Origin of the sequence: Anabaenopsis elenkinii CCIBt3563 (genome assembly GCF_015245355.1) — a bacterium.
GTDB classification, from domain to species: domain Bacteria; phylum Cyanobacteriota; class Cyanobacteriia; order Cyanobacteriales; family Nostocaceae; genus Anabaenopsis; species Anabaenopsis elenkinii.
Genome location: NZ_CP063311.1, coordinates 851,059 through 865,305, shown reverse-complemented (window position 1 = coordinate 865,305; position 14,247 = coordinate 851,059). Strand labels below are relative to the sequence as shown.

Genomic DNA, 14,247 nt, shown 5'->3' with positions numbered 1-14,247 from the left:
CAGAATAACAAAATAGTGAATTGATAAATATAGGTCGTCTACTTGCTAGGTATCAGACAATTAGAAAAATCACGAAACCATCCACAGCGCAATGCAATCTAGACCTATACACCTTATTTTTACTGTCAGAGCCAAAGTTTGGGGGGTGCAGTAGGTTAGCAGAGATATTAGGAGACGTTTCACATGATAGTGTGAATCGCTTTTTATTGAGAGAGCGATATGAACCGAAAGATTTATTCAACATTATAGAAAAAGTTATTAACTTGGTAGGAGGAATACTAAGTGTAGATGATACAGTGATAGAAAAGATTTACAGCGACCCCAAAAATGCTGAATTAATCGGTTATTTTTGGTCAGGTAAAGCCCATAAAACAATTATTGGCTTAAATTTAATCACTCTATATTACAGTGATATTCATGGTAATTCAGTGCCAATAAATTACAGAATATATGATAAAAAGGAGGGAAAAACAAAAAACGATTATTTTAGAGAAATGGTAAGTGAAATAATAAGCTGGGGAGTCAAACCCAGAATTGTAACAGGTGATAGTTGGTATTCAGGAGTAGAAAATTTGAAATTCCTAAAAAACCAGAAATTGGGTTTTCTCTTCGGAATTGAAAAAAATAGAACTGTTTCAAATGAGCCACACAAGTATTGTCAAGTAAGCACTCTGGCTATTCCCGAAGAAGGATTAAGGACTCATCTGAAAGAATTTGGATTTATAAAGTTGTTGAGGAAAGACTTTAAAAAAGAAGACTCTAGACACTATATTTTGTATCTTCCAGATGAGGAAAGAATCGAGGATATAACTAGAAATGAATTTATGACAATTCATGATACTCATTGGGGAATTGAAACCTTTCATCGAGCCATAAAACAAGTATGTGGAATTTGTCGGTTCATGGTTAGGGATACTCATGCAATTAAGACTCACATCTTTTGTTCACTTCAAGCTTTTGTTAAGTTGGAGTTTATGCGCTCTGAAAAAATAATTAGCAATTGGTATGAAATACAACGGAATCTGTTTACTTTAGTTGTACGTGAGCATATTTTTGCTAATCTTAATAGCGATCGCATGATCTAGATATCATAGATCATATTTTTTGTCAATGCGTAAGTCCTAGATTAAAGGAATTGGCTAACGAATATGGAATTATTGTGACATTAACGGAAGAAGCGTATACATCAAAAGCGTCTTACCTGGATGACGATAGCCTCTACAAGCATGGTGAAAAACCCGCAGGATGGAAACCGTCAGGTAAAAGGGTCAAACGTGGATTATACCAATCTGCTAAAGGATTATTAAGCTCCGCAGATGCTCAAGCTGCAGCAAATATTTTAAGAAAAGTAGCCACACAGCTAGGTTTATGTTTAGCCGAGGTGGGTAGGGCATCTTTGACTGTGCCACAACGATATGACTTGTTTATTAGGTTAAATAAATCATATCGTAAACGTTGCGTAGCGTGTCTTCAGACCGCGTAGCAACATCAGTTTAGAATCCCTTGTGTTTCAACCAAGGGAGAAGTCAAGCAAGATTAAGGGAGGTGGGTACAAGCTTATGGCTCACATACTCTGCTAATATGCAAGTAGTCAATGATTTAGATACACGGCTATGACAACCACTATTGACTTTCTGAGCCATCTGAACTCCAGCCAACGTCAAGCCGTGGAACACTATTGCGGTCCGTTGTTAGTTGTTGCTGGTGCAGGTTCGGGTAAAACACGAGCGCTGACTTATCGCATTGCTAACCTGATTCTTAAACACCGTGTTCATCCAGAGAATATCCTGGCGGTTACTTTTACTAATAAAGCTGCGCGGGAGATGAAGGAACGCATTCAAAAGCTATTTGCTGAAGACTTGGCGATAAAACAACATGGCCAAAAATTTGATGTGTTGACAGAATACCAGCAAATGCAGTTGCGATCGCAAGTCTATAAAAATACCATTAAAGACTTGTGGTGTGGCACTTTCCATAGTTTATTTTCCCGGATTCTCCGGTTTGATATTGAAAAATACCAAGATGAAACAGGACGGCGTTGGACTCGTAATTTTTCGATTTTTGATGAATCCGATGTGCAAAGTTTAATTAAGGAGATTGTTAGTAAACAGCTAAATTTAGATGATAGGAAATTTGACCCTCGCTCTGTGCGCTATGCCATTAGTAACGCTAAAAATCAAGGCTTTTCACCCCGGGATTTTGAGCGCCAACAGCCCAATTATCGCGGGCGGGTGATCGCTGAGGTTTATAATTTTTATCAAGATAAGTTAGCAGAAAATAACGCTCTGGACTTTGATGATTTAATTCTCGTCCCTACAAGATTATTTCAGCAAAACGAGCAGGTTTTAGGTTACTGGCATGGTAAGTTTGGCCATATCCTTGTAGATGAATATCAAGATACTAACCGCACTCAGTATGATTTGATTCGCTTGTTAGTGACTAATGGTGAGGAGAACAAGAGTGCATGGGAATGGAAAAACCGCTCAGTGTTTGTGGTGGGTGATGCAGACCAGTCTATTTACAGCTTCAGAATGGCTGACTTCACTATTTTATTAGAATTTCAGCAAGACTTTGGTGATGGTTTAGCTGATGATGATACCCGTTCCATGGTGAAGTTGGAAGAAAATTACCGCTCTTGTGAGAATATTCTGCAAGCTGCTAACGAATTAATTGAGAATAACACTCAACGCATTGATAAAGTCCTCAAACCCACACGAGGAAGGGGTGAGGAGATTTATTGTCATAAAGCAGATAATGAAATTGAAGAAGCTGAGTTTGTCATTGAGCAAATTCTTGGTTTAGAACAGCAAAATCCTGAGTTAGACTGGGGTAGTTTTGCGATTCTTTATCGGACTAATGCCCAATCACGACCTTTTGAAGAGTTTTTAGTCAGGAATCAAATTCCTTATACTGTTGTGGGAGGAATGAAGTTTTATGATCGCAAAGAAATCAAAGATGTTTTAGCTTATCTGAGAGCGATCGCCAATCCTGCTGATACAGTTAGTTTACTGCGAATCATCAATACTCCCCGGCGCGGTATTGGTAAAACCACCATTGAAAGCTTAGTTAACGCCTCTCAAGAACTGGGGATAACCTTGTGGGAAATACTCAGTGATGAAACATCGGTTAATACCTTGGCGGGAAGGTCGGCTAAAGCTGTGAATAACTTTGCTCAAATGATTAACAACTGCAAAGAAAAAGCCGCAACAGTTTCAGTTTCCCAACTTTTACAAGAGCTGCTAGACCAGTCTGGGTATATTAAAGACCTGCAAAATCAAGGTACAGATGAGGCCGAAGAGAGAATTCAAAACGTCCAGGAACTTTATAACGCCGTACTCCAATTTCAAGAAGAAAGTGAGGAGGTTTCCCTCACAGCCTTTCTACAAAGTAGCGCCCTCAGTTCTGATTTGGATAATTTGAAAGCAGGGGAAAAGGCAGTATCTTTAATGACCTTGCACTCTTCTAAGGGGTTAGAATTTCCTGTGGTGTTTTTAGTGGGATTAGAACAGGGATTATTTCCTAATTACCGTTCTATTAACGACCCAGCAGCTTTAGAAGAAGAACGCCGCCTATGTTATGTGGGCATTACTCGCGCCCAGGAAAGGTTATATTTATCACACGCTCGTGAACGCCGCTTATATGGTTCTCGTGAGCCTGCTATGCGATCGCAGTTTCTTAATGAAGTACCCGAAGAATTATTAAACACTCCCCATCGAAACCGTCACCCCCAGAGAAAAACTACCGCCAAAGCTGGCGGTAAGCCCTATACACCCCAAAATTGGCAAGTGGGTGACCAGGTATTACATAGAGCGTTTGGCATGGGTGAAATTACTCATGTTTTTGGACAGGGAAATAAAGTATCTGTAGCGATTAAATTCCCCAGTTTAGGACAGAAAATTGTTGACCCCCACCTAGCCCAGTTACAAAGAGTAGACCAATAAATGTATGATTTGACTCTTGGATAAACAACGGCATTTTTAGTTTCATCTTGGTAATTTATTTGGTGGGTATTACCCACCGGAGACTCAGGAATTAAACAGATTTAAACTGAATTACACCTTGATCAAAAATTCGTTTATCAGTACCCATGGCCTTGACCTCAATTCTGTCTGGATAGACCTCATAACTAGCAAAAGCCAACCTTTCGGCAGAATATTCTGTCCACTGAGAACGCCCCACAGGACGAACACCAGCACCACTACCAGTAGTTAAATAGGTGGTACCATCAATATTACGAGTACGCTCATAATGGTGGTCGTGACCATTGATGTAAAGTTGCACATTATACTTTTTAAATAAAGGCGTAAAGCGTTTAATTAGTGATTGACTAACTCCATAGTGACCCGAAGAATAAAATGGGTCATGTCCAAATACCACTTTCCAAAGAGCATCACTTTGGCTTAATTCCTGTTCTAACCAAATAACTTGATTTTCCCATTCAGCATTACGGTTAGTATCTAAAGCAAAAAATTGCACTGCATCCCGACGAAATGTGTAATAACGCCCCTGCATATTAAAGCCGGGATATTTGATTTGAGGGTCGCCGTTCTCAGTGCGAATGTCATGATTACCTAAACAAGCATGAAATTTGACACCTTGGGTCAACAATTTTTCATAAGGACGTTCAAAAACCGCACCAATTTTTTCAATTTCGCCATCATTATAAATATTGTCTCCGGCCAAAACCACTACATCATAAGGATTTTGCTCGTGATAATAATTCATCGCCCCAGCTACAGCATACTGACCTCTAGCGCCAGTCCCAGTATCTGCAACGGAGGTAAAACGCAAGAGTAAATTCTGTTTGGGTGGGGTTGCAGCTAATACTGCTGAACTGGGAATATCACTAAGTTGGGTATTGTGTTGACTTAGTTTCCAGCCTAAAAGTCCTGTTCCCATAGTGCCAAGAGTACCTAAAAATAAGAATTCACGGCGTTTCAGGTTCATAAAACTTACCAAACTCAATATCTAGTTAGTTTAGCTGAAGAACTAATAATTAATGAAGTGATACATTCAGACCAAGAAGCAGCAGTCAAAATTCCATGTCACAAGAGCATCAAAATTCACCACCCTCTCCTTCGCCCCAAGTACCCTTTTGGAAAGTTAAAATTATCCAGTTGATCAGAGGGACGATTGGAATTTTAGAAACGGCCGCGGTTAAACTTGAAAATCCAGCACCACCAGTTAGTGAGGAAACGCCTGGTTTTTGGCAAGGTCTGGTAACGCAATGGAATAGATTTTTAAGACAAGTACGCTTGTTTCTACCATCTAAGGTGTCTAACAACTTGTCAGATAGAGTTTTGACCGGAATTTTAGCGCTGATGACTGTGGTGGTGGTGTGGTCAAGTGTAAGTATTTTTATACCAAAGCCGACTGAAGTAGCTACAGTTCCACCGGTTGAGGAAGTCCCAGAACCTATACCAGAAGCCACACCAGAACCTATACCCGAACCTATACCACAACCCACACCAGAACCTATACCCGAACCTATACCACAACCCACACCAGCACCTATACCCGAACCCACAGCAACCTTAGAATTGACACCGGAAGAAAACTTGATTGCAGCGATTAAAAATCAAGTAGCCGAAATTAGCGATCGCTTTGCATCTGGTTTAATAGAATCAATACAAGCTAACTTCCGTACTAGTAATTTGACTGTCAAAATTAATGATGATTGGTACATTCTTCCCGAATCTGAACAAAAGCAACTAGCTGGGGAAATATTACAACGGTCTCAAGAACTTGATTTTACCCATCTAGAAATTCTTGACTCCCGAGACCAGCTCATAGCGCGTAACCCAGTTGTTGGTAATGAGGTAATTATTTTTCAAAGGCATATAAAAATACCATAAAATTAGAAGAATGTAAAATTCTCCATAACTTACCGGTACTTTTTGATCAGGGCTGCTATGAGGATTTTGTATGTTTAGAAACTGGTTTGCCAACAACTTGGGAGTAGGTCAGGCTCGTAAAGAGCAAGTATACCTGGAAATATCTAGTTCACTTAGCTTAGACGATCTTAGTTATTGGATTCAAGTTTTGTTCTCCGCTGGTATTGCTACCCTGGGACTAGTTCTGAATAGTCCGGCTGTGATTATTGGTGCAATGCTGATTTCTCCATTGATGGGGGGTATTCTCGCCAATGGACTCGCATTAGCTGCGGGTGATGTCGTTTTGGCCATCCGCTCACTGCTGAACTTAATATTAAGTTGTCTAGTTGCCATTTCCTTTGCTGTACTACTGGTATCATTGTTGCCATTCAAAGAAGTTACCAGTGAGATTTTAGCCAGGACTCAACCTAATCTTTTGGATTTAGTAGTCGCCCTGTTTTCTGGTGCAGTGGGTTCTGTGGCAATTTGTAAAGAACCCAAAGGGGTGGCTACTTCCATTCCTGGTGTTGCTATTGCGGTAGCCTTGATGCCGCCATTATGTGTTGTTGGTTATGGTATTGGGGTTGCTATCAGCCTCAATAGCGTCCAAGGACTACAGGTAGCTAGTGGCGGCGGCTTACTTTTTTTCACTAACTTGGTAGCCATTACCTTTACTGCCATGCTGGTTTTTCTGGGACTACATATTGACAATCATCAGGTAAGAGAAAGAGTTAGGGAATGGCGCAAGACACATCCAGAGAGTCTGTGGGTGCAGAATTTGTTGGAAAAACTACCGGCTTATGGCAAACTGGGCAAAATTGGCTCCCTTCCAGGCAGATTATTGTTAATTTTTCTCACCATTGGGGCGATTATTTTCCCGCTCAATCGTTCCCTGAGTCAACTTGGAAGGGAAATTGCTACCCTGCAACAGGAAAATCGTATTCGTAGTTCCGCAAAGGATGTGTGGCAGAAAAACTTTGCTAATTTTGCCGATGGTGAAGCACGTTCTTTCATTAGTAATATCTCGACCTCAGAACAAAAGGATAAGCTGACAATTCAACTTCAGGTGTTTACCAGTCAGCAATATTCATCAGAGGAGCAGGATAGTTATATTCAACTGTTAGCTTCTCGTTTGGGAAGACCTCAAGAATTATTAGCACTGAAGCTGGTGGAAATTCCCACCGCATCCAATGAACTGTTACGCCCGGTACCAAAGGAACAACCCCCTGAACCAGGGTTAACCATCGCCCAGTTACAATCAATTTTTGTCCAGGAAATTCAATCTGCATTGGGTGATTTGCGGCTTCCCCCACCAGCAGAAATGATTAATTACGAGTTAACCACTAGTCCAGTTAGTCCTTTAAGCATCCGGGTGGTATATCTTAGTGAGCGGGATATTGATAGAGATGCTCACACTCTAGTCGCTGATAGGGTCAGAAGTCTCCTAGATGACGAGTCTATTCAGGTGAGTATGCAAAGAGTAGCTAGTTCTTTAGGGGCTATATCTTTTGAGAATCAGAAATCAGAAATTAGGTCAGATGAGCGTCAATTATTAGACCGTGCAGGTCAAATTTTACGCCAACAGCCCAGTTTAAACCTAAAAATTATTGTCAACCAAGGAGAAAATGAGTTAGCAGAAGTTGTAGTAAAGCGATCGCAAGCAGTGGTAGAATATTTAACATCACAATGGCAAATTAGCAGCGATCGCATAAACTGGCAAACAGGAACAGAATCTCAACCTAGGGCATTACTCCAACTTACAGTACAATCATGGAGATAGCCCCAGTCGCAATATCGACAAATAATCAAAAAATCCATACACTATTAAAAATTTTACCTCAAATAAGCGATCGCCTCCATGCCTGATTCTGATCGACGGGGTTTTCATCTTGATTCCGACCCTCAAGCAGTGACATTTCAAAGGCTGCGTCAGCTAAGTCGCATCCTCGATAAAGTTGTAACCATTCCCGGAACGCCAATTCACATTGGTTTAGATCCCCTTGTGGGATTTCTACCCATTGGTGGCGATATTTTGGGGGTCATCCTCGCGAGCTACATCGTTATAGAAGCCGCGAGATTAGGTGTACCTAAAGCCATTTTGAGCCGAATGATCTTGAATGTGATTATCGATGGCTTGATAGGTACTGTCCCGATCATGGGAGACTTGTTTGATTTCGCCTGGACAGCTAATGAGTATAATATCAAGCTATTAGCAGAACATTTACAGTTACCTCTACCTCGGAACAAATAAATACCATAATTTTTAGCATTGCTATTTGATTGATCAGTAGGTTTATTCAAATAGCCCATACCCTGATATTTTTCCACAAATAACTAAAGACTGCTGCAAAAATTAGGAAAATCTATATTTTAATTGCCATTGTCTTAATAGCACTCCCATGATAATAATGAGAATGCCTTAAACAAGTTATGAATAAAGGAATGAAAGATTGGTGGCAAGCTACGTTTCCTCAAGGTAGACAAAGTCTAATTATTAGTGATACACATGGATATCCCGTAGAAATTGCCTATGGTGAAGTAGGTACTGGTCAGCCATTGATTTTTTTACATGGTATGGGTAGTTGGAGCTACAATTGGCGCCATAGTATTGCTCCATTATCTAAACATTTTAGAGTGATTTGCTTTGATGCCAAAGGTTATGGTTTTTCGGAAAAACCCCAGTTACGTAGAGAACATAAAGGTCATCAAGTGATTGAATTAGAAAGAATCATTCAGGCTTTATGTGATCAACCCGCCGCCATTGTAGCAGAATCTTTGGGGGGTTTAGTAGCCCTAGCCCTAGCTCAACACAATCCTCAATTAGTCGGGCGGTTAATAGTTGTCAACGTACCTATTTTTACCGAACGTTTACCTCATTGGGCAATGTGGATACTTGCCAATACGCCACTAGAAATATTGCATACAATAGACTCTTTGCGTTTAGCTTATCTATTTGCCCCTATATTACGAGAAATCATGGCTATAGAAAGGCGTGGCGTGCTTTTTGACCCATCACTGTTGACACAAGAAGATGTGTATTGGATAACTTATCCATTTATTGAGTTTCCTGGGACTGTTGTTAAAGTAGCTGAGGAGTTACAAATAGCAGCACAAGAAATAGAACACTGGCAAGTCAATAAACCTAATATGCTCAGTCAGATTCAAAATAATTTAGGTAATATTCAATGTCCGACACTAATTATGTGGGGAGATAAAGATAGTTGGTTTCCTTTAAGTCATGGGAGAAAGTTACATCAATGTATCCCTCATTCCCGGTTGAGAATTTTAGATAACTGCTGTCATGATGCTGCGACTGGTTCTTCTAGGGCTATTAATGCAGCTATTCTTGAGTTCTTACGGGAGACGAGTTTTTGATAAAAAAAAGAGTGAGAGAAGGCTTACCAATCGCCTTGAACCTCTCACTCTGGCATTTGTCGCTGTAGTGTTCAGGAATATTTATCAGCGCTGTCCTTGGTTTAGGGGGCTAAGGTATATAACAGTAACAACGCTCATATATATTTAATCTTCCTGGTGCGACAGATACCAAAACCATTTGTTAAATTAAATTTATTTTTGATAGTCTTAATTAACAGAAACCGTTTTGTGTTTTGTCTTCTCTAATCTAACTTAGTTAATTTCAGTATGGTTGCCATTTTGGCAGTTTTTTAGATTTTTATCATCGCTGTTTGCTCCCTGGGGATTATGGCAAAATATCAATTGTTCTTAGCTTCACAACCAGGGTGAGATTTGGATAATAAAATCGCCGACCAAGAATTTTTTTGCCGAATATCCATCAACTGTGCCAAAATTTTTTGCCTTTTATCCAGTGGTTGCATATCTTCTGATGGTAGAACCGTTTCCAGTGAGTCTGATTCCTGTAGCGTGGGTGCGAGTGGTACTACAACCATAGGTGAACTATTTAAATTCCTGACTTCCCTTGTTGGACTGGTGATGGGTTTGTAAACTGTTAGCACCTGGCCATTGACTAGTCGCAAAATGATTAAACAACCACTTGCACAACTCAAGGCGATCGCTCCTACTATCCATAAAGGTGTAGGATTATTCTTCTGAGAAGACCTTGTCATTGGTTTAGCAACTACAGCTAGGATTTCTGGGCGTTCTACTTGCTCTTTACTACCAACATTAACTAAGGTATACCAAGCTAAGGACGCAATTCCTATCAGGATGGCCAACAACCCAGTGAACAGTAATCCTGGATGACCCATCAACCCATAGATAAAAATTTTCCCACTCCTAACTAATCCTGATGTCTTCTTGGTCACCCTTCTGATTGGCCTGCGCTCATACTGTCTGCTCTGACTATGTTCCATGATTAGTTTCAACTTGCTCCCCTCTGGTTCATGATTATACTGGAGGTGCTAAACATCAAATACAGTAGCCAGATGCGGGAAGTCAGTGGCTTTTTTGGAAATATTCAGCCTCCCAATCCTATGGTTTTGCTCATATTCCTAATCACTTCTATTCCTTAACGGTATACCTTTCTAGAGCTAATTGAATTAATCGGTCTACTAATTCCGCAAAGGGTATACCACTATAAGCCCAAAGCTGGGGATACATACTGGTAGCAGTAAAGCCTGGAAAGGTGTTGATTTCGTTAATTAATACTTCCCCGGTAGCTTCCACAAAGAAAAAATCTACCCTTGCTAACCCCGCAGCATCGACAGCAGCAAAGGCTTGTAAGGCCATATCTTGGATTTTGCGGCTCACAGCATCTGGAATAGGCGCCGGAATTAATAAATCTGCCTTCCCTAGGGTATATTTAGTTTCGTAATCATAGAAATCACTGTTGAAAGTAATCTCGCCTACAATAGAGGCTTTAGTTTGATCATTACCTAATACGGCACATTCTACTTCTCTAGCAACTACTCCAGCTTCCACAATTATTCGTCTGTCATAGGTAGCAGCATTATCTAAGGCGGTTTCTAACTCCGAACGCGATCGCACTTTGGCAATCCCTACTGATGAACCTAGGTTAGCAGGTTTAACAAAACAGGGATAGTCTAAGGCTGACTCGATTTCATCGCATAGTTTAGGAAATACACAAGGATTTGACCAAACTTGCGCCCTAGTTAAGGCCTTGTATTTCACCTGGGGTAATCCGGCTTGCTCAAAGGCGATTTTCATGGCAATCTTATCCATACCTACAGCTGAACCTAAGACCCCAGAACCCACAAAGGGAACTTGCATTAATGTCAGTAACCCCTGAATAGTACCGTCTTCTCCGTTAGGACCGTGCAAAATGGGAATCCAAACATCCACTTCTGTTACTTGGTCAGGTAATCGCCACGGGTTCAAGTTTGGGATTTCTAATTGGGGAATACCAGTTTCTAGAATCTGCTGTGCTGCTTCTCCCCCTAACCAGCAGCCATTTTTCTGGATGTAAAAAGGCAGTATTTCGTATTTGTGAGTATTTTCTTCTACACTTAACGCTTGAGCGATCGCTTGTGCTGAACTAATGGAAACTTCATGCTCCCCGGAACGACCCCCAAACAGTAGTCCCACCCGCAGCTTAGTCATTTTTAGTACCTTTTTATTTTCTCTGGCTGAGAGTTTATCACAACCTGCCCAGGTTGATATATTTTTTTGATTTTTTTGTGCGAACTGTCAAGTAACCACAAAGAAAACTGATAAACCAAGAAAAGGTAGCTTTGTGGGTTGGGATTATTTCAATTTAAATTCATCAAATTTTACTACATCTGAATCTGGTTTACGGATATCAAAATAATAGCTAGTTACCATACCTGTGCCCGTGTCAAATATAGTAAAAACAGTGATGTCGTTACTTGCTATGTAGGGAACGGGCTGATTATCTTCCCTTAACAAAGGTGCTACGGTGGGGATCACCGGTTCTAACCCATAAGGATCACCCAGTGCAATATAATCTTCTTGAGATCCCGTGGGTATTTCTCGTTTGTTCTTCCCCCAAGCAGCACCATAGGAGTTACCCACATTCGATGTTTCCAGAAAGTGCACTCCAGTAGGACTTATAAAGCGGTTCCATAGGTGGGAATGTCCATATAATACTAGTTGCACTTCAGCCGCTTCTAATAAAGGAACAAGATCACGGTTGATATAGTCCCTGTCTTTAGGGTACTCGTAACGGACCGCGGTAATTTTACCTTTGTGATTACGTTCTATGATCTGCACTGGGTCAGTATAAGCAGGAACGATGTTATCACCCAGAGTATGGGGGGGATGATGCAACATCACTACTTTGTATTTGGCTTGTTGAAACTCTTCACTGCCAAGTTCTGCTTCTAACCAATTATATTGTTCACTGCCTTTGGTTATCGGTTCAAAAATAAACTGTCCATAACCCCAATTTTCAGGATTCTCTAAATCCTGGGATGGTTCCGCATATCTACTTTTATATAATGTATTTAATTTATGAGTCCGCCACATACAGGTAACATAGAGTACCACCAGACGTACATCCCCAAAGCTGACTGCATAATACTTTTTACCACCGGATTCACTTTCAGGTAAGCTAAAAATCTCTTCGTAGGTCTGTGTATTAAAGGAATTATCTACTAAAGATTGTCCACTGTATAATTTTTCAGCAACTGCACGGGGAATGGTATCATTAAACTCATTGTTTAAACTATTGCTTCTCTCAAATCTCCCCATCACTTCATGATTACCAATGGCTGTAAACATGGGTGCGTGTTGAATAATTTGACCACCTGTATAAATGGTTTCAACGCCATTGTAAGTCACCTTATAGTTAGCACGACCTTGTAAAGCCGGAAAAAAGGCGCCACCCCGATGATCATCAAACCATTCTGAGGCGCGATCGCTCACATTAATTAAATCACCAGCGAACCACACCCCATCTATTTGTCCGACTGTTTCCACCACCTTTTGCAGATTGGCTGCTATCATCGGTTTTAATTGATGATCTGAAGTCAGTAGAATCTTCATTGCTTGACCCGGTTCTGGGGTAGGCGCGAGAGTGAAAATATCACTCCTGACACTTGCACCATCTTCTCGCACACTCATAACACAATAGGGAACACGCACACCGGGGGTTAACCCAGTCACCTCGGCTGCGTGTCGCCAAACATGACGTTTGACAGGTTGATTGATAGTTCTATTTGCTACTTTTGATTGCTGGTCTTCTCTTGTGCGGCTAAGTTTACTCGTTTTTGCCCAGCTAGATTTATCCAGATTTTCACCGTAGTAAACTATGTGTTTTTGACCTGGAAATTCAGTAAACCAAACTACTTGTAATGAGTTGGTATTTGGCAGTTGTAAAAATGGGTCTGTCAGCAGATGCGGTGCTGATATCATAGTTTTTTACCCCCACGTTGACAATTACCAGCAGTATAAAGTATAGCATAGACGCGATTATAAACTTTTTCGTGTTGTTCTTTTTAGTTCTGCAAGTCCCAAGATGAATAAAAGCAAGGAACTCTATAGGCCCCGCAATTCCGCCATCTGAACCTGGGGGTATTCTCTATCCTGGACTTCTCCAAATTGAATGATGCTTATAAACGTAGCAAATAGCATTAAAACAGAGTTAAACTCATAAAAATTAATATATAAGACTAAATTGTTGCTTTTTTTTACATTTTTCGCTAATATTTTTAGTTTTGTTGCAAAATATTTTCATGATTTAACTTTCTTACACTTTTTTTCTGACAAGGTATTGCCAATTGCTGGGTGAAGATGCTAATGTTCCAATTGTGAGTAAAAAAACACATTCTTTTTTTGCCACAGGTAAACTTTGCGACAATTATCTCAGGTGTAAACATATGGCAGTTGAAAAAACTAACTCTTCCTCCAGCTTGGCAGAAGTTATTGACAGAATCCTTGATAAAGGTATCGTTGTAGATGCTTGGGTTCGTGTTTCTTTAGTTGGTATCGAATTACTGGCTATTGAAGCTAGAATCGTCATCGCTTCTGTAGAAACCTACTTGAAATATGCAGAAGCTGTAGGTCTAACTAAGTCCGCAGCAGTTCCTGCTTAATTCTTAAAATAAGCTCCATTTTTGTAGAATAACTATAAGTCTCTTATAGTTATTCTGCAATTCTGCATTTTTGAAATTTTGAAAAAGCTTGATAGCTAACAAGTCCAAAGAATTGTAAGGTGTAAACATATGGCAGTTGAAAAAACTAACTCTTCCTCCAGCTTGGCAGAAGTTATTGACAGAATCCTTGATAAAGGTATCGTTGTAGATGCTTGGGTTCGTGTTTCTTTAGTTGGTATCGAATTACTGGCTATTGAAGCTAGAATCGTCATCGCTTCTGTAGAAACCTACTTGAAATATGCAGAAGCCGTAGGTCTAACTCAGTCTGCAGCAGTTCCTGCTTAATTCTCAAATGGTTAAAACCACTTTATCATTATTCAGGA

The 14,247-nt window shown here is 40.3% G+C and carries 13 protein-coding genes; 9 read left to right on the top strand and 4 right to left on the bottom strand.

What is annotated here, in order from left to right; genetic code table 11:
* The first annotated feature begins 59 nt into the window (after positions 1–59).
* From IM676_RS03955 to pcrA, 3 genes are all read left to right on the top strand, one after another.
* On the top strand, positions 60–1,085 hold the full coding sequence (locus IM676_RS03955) for an IS701 family transposase (RefSeq protein ID WP_200990024.1): 1,026 nt from the start codon (positions 60–62) through the stop codon (positions 1,083–1,085).
* Between the two features lie 50 nt (positions 1,086–1,135).
* A complete protein-coding gene (locus tag IM676_RS03950) occupies positions 1,136–1,483 on the top strand; it encodes a hypothetical protein (RefSeq protein ID WP_200989013.1) in 348 nt (115 codons plus the stop codon).
* Between the two features lie 130 nt (positions 1,484–1,613).
* Positions 1,614–3,941 (top strand): DNA helicase PcrA, encoded by a 2,328-nt coding sequence (gene pcrA / locus IM676_RS03945; RefSeq protein ID WP_200989012.1) that lies wholly within the window; start codon positions 1,614–1,616, stop codon positions 3,939–3,941.
* 91 nt (positions 3,942–4,032) lie between these two features.
* Here pcrA and IM676_RS03940 read toward each other — a convergent pair whose 3' ends face one another.
* Positions 4,033–4,947 carry a metallophosphoesterase family protein gene (locus IM676_RS03940; RefSeq protein ID WP_200989011.1) on the bottom strand — a complete coding sequence of 305 codons (915 nt, stop codon included), beginning with the start codon at positions 4,945–4,947 and terminating at the stop codon, positions 4,033–4,035.
* 95 nt (positions 4,948–5,042) lie between these two features.
* On the opposite strand from IM676_RS03940, the gene IM676_RS03935 reads away from it, so the two are divergent.
* From IM676_RS03935 to IM676_RS03920, 4 genes are all read left to right on the top strand, one after another.
* A complete protein-coding gene (locus IM676_RS03935; protein WP_200989010.1) occupies positions 5,043–5,855 on the top strand; it encodes a hypothetical protein in 813 nt (270 codons plus the stop codon).
* 70 nt (positions 5,856–5,925) lie between these two features.
* Positions 5,926–7,653, top strand: coding sequence for a DUF389 domain-containing protein (locus tag IM676_RS03930; RefSeq protein WP_200989009.1), 1,728 nt, complete (start codon positions 5,926–5,928; stop codon positions 7,651–7,653).
* 78 nt (positions 7,654–7,731) lie between these two features.
* On the top strand, positions 7,732–8,124 hold the full coding sequence (locus IM676_RS03925; RefSeq protein ID WP_200989008.1) for a DUF4112 domain-containing protein: 393 nt from the start codon (positions 7,732–7,734) through the stop codon (positions 8,122–8,124).
* Positions 8,125–8,315: 191 nt separating this feature from the next.
* Complete coding sequence (locus IM676_RS03920; RefSeq protein WP_200990073.1) at positions 8,316–9,248, top strand: alpha/beta fold hydrolase; 933 nt, start codon at positions 8,316–8,318, stop codon at positions 9,246–9,248.
* A 338-nt stretch (positions 9,249–9,586) separates the two neighbouring features.
* On the opposite strand, the gene IM676_RS03915 is transcribed toward IM676_RS03920, so the two are convergent.
* The 3 genes from IM676_RS03915 to IM676_RS03905 all read right to left on the bottom strand — a co-directional run bounded on the left by IM676_RS03915 (position 9,587) and on the right by IM676_RS03905 (position 13,184).
* Complete coding sequence (locus tag IM676_RS03915; RefSeq protein ID WP_225880446.1) at positions 9,587–10,156, bottom strand: hypothetical protein; 570 nt, start codon at positions 10,154–10,156, stop codon at positions 9,587–9,589.
* Between the two features lie 196 nt (positions 10,157–10,352).
* Positions 10,353–11,411, bottom strand: a complete 1,059-nt coding sequence (locus tag IM676_RS03910; protein WP_200989006.1) for a D-alanine--D-alanine ligase family protein — start codon at positions 11,409–11,411, stop codon at positions 10,353–10,355.
* 144 nt (positions 11,412–11,555) lie between these two features.
* Entirely contained in the window at positions 11,556–13,184 is a 1,629-nt protein-coding gene (locus IM676_RS03905) for a fibronectin type III domain-containing protein (protein ID WP_200989005.1), read from the bottom strand.
* Between the two features lie 464 nt (positions 13,185–13,648).
* On the opposite strand from IM676_RS03905, the gene gvpA (IM676_RS03900) reads away from it, so the two are divergent.
* Positions 13,649–13,864 (top strand): gas vesicle structural protein GvpA, encoded by a 216-nt coding sequence (gene gvpA, locus IM676_RS03900; RefSeq protein WP_200989004.1) that lies wholly within the window; start codon positions 13,649–13,651, stop codon positions 13,862–13,864.
* A gap of 129 nt (positions 13,865–13,993) precedes the next feature.
* The gene (gene gvpA, locus IM676_RS03895; RefSeq protein ID WP_045871251.1) at positions 13,994–14,209 is read left to right on the top strand and encodes a gas vesicle structural protein GvpA; all 216 of its coding nucleotides are present in this window, start codon (positions 13,994–13,996) and stop codon (positions 14,207–14,209) included.
* The last annotated feature ends 38 nt before the right edge of the window (positions 14,210–14,247 follow it).

Bases quoted from the DNA above. Each gene is read 5' to 3' on its own strand.
- pcrA (WP_200989012.1), top strand. From the start codon at position 1,614: ATGACAACCACTATTGACTTTCTGAGCCATCTGAACTCCAGCCAACGT.
- IM676_RS03940 (WP_200989011.1), bottom strand. From the start codon at position 4,947: ATGAACCTGAAACGCCGTGAATTCTTATTTTTAGGTACTCTTGGCACT.
- IM676_RS03935 (WP_200989010.1), top strand. From the start codon at position 5,043: ATGTCACAAGAGCATCAAAATTCACCACCCTCTCCTTCGCCCCAAGTA.
- IM676_RS03930 (WP_200989009.1), top strand. From the start codon at position 5,926: ATGTTTAGAAACTGGTTTGCCAACAACTTGGGAGTAGGTCAGGCTCGT.
- IM676_RS03925 (WP_200989008.1), top strand. From the start codon at position 7,732: ATGCCTGATTCTGATCGACGGGGTTTTCATCTTGATTCCGACCCTCAA.
- IM676_RS03920 (WP_200990073.1), top strand. From the start codon at position 8,316: ATGAAAGATTGGTGGCAAGCTACGTTTCCTCAAGGTAGACAAAGTCTA.
- IM676_RS03910 (WP_200989006.1), bottom strand. From the start codon at position 11,411: ATGACTAAGCTGCGGGTGGGACTACTGTTTGGGGGTCGTTCCGGGGAG.
- IM676_RS03905 (WP_200989005.1), bottom strand. From the start codon at position 13,184: ATGATATCAGCACCGCATCTGCTGACAGACCCATTTTTACAACTGCCA.
- gvpA (WP_200989004.1), top strand. From the start codon at position 13,649: ATGGCAGTTGAAAAAACTAACTCTTCCTCCAGCTTGGCAGAAGTTATT.
- gvpA (WP_045871251.1), top strand. From the start codon at position 13,994: ATGGCAGTTGAAAAAACTAACTCTTCCTCCAGCTTGGCAGAAGTTATT.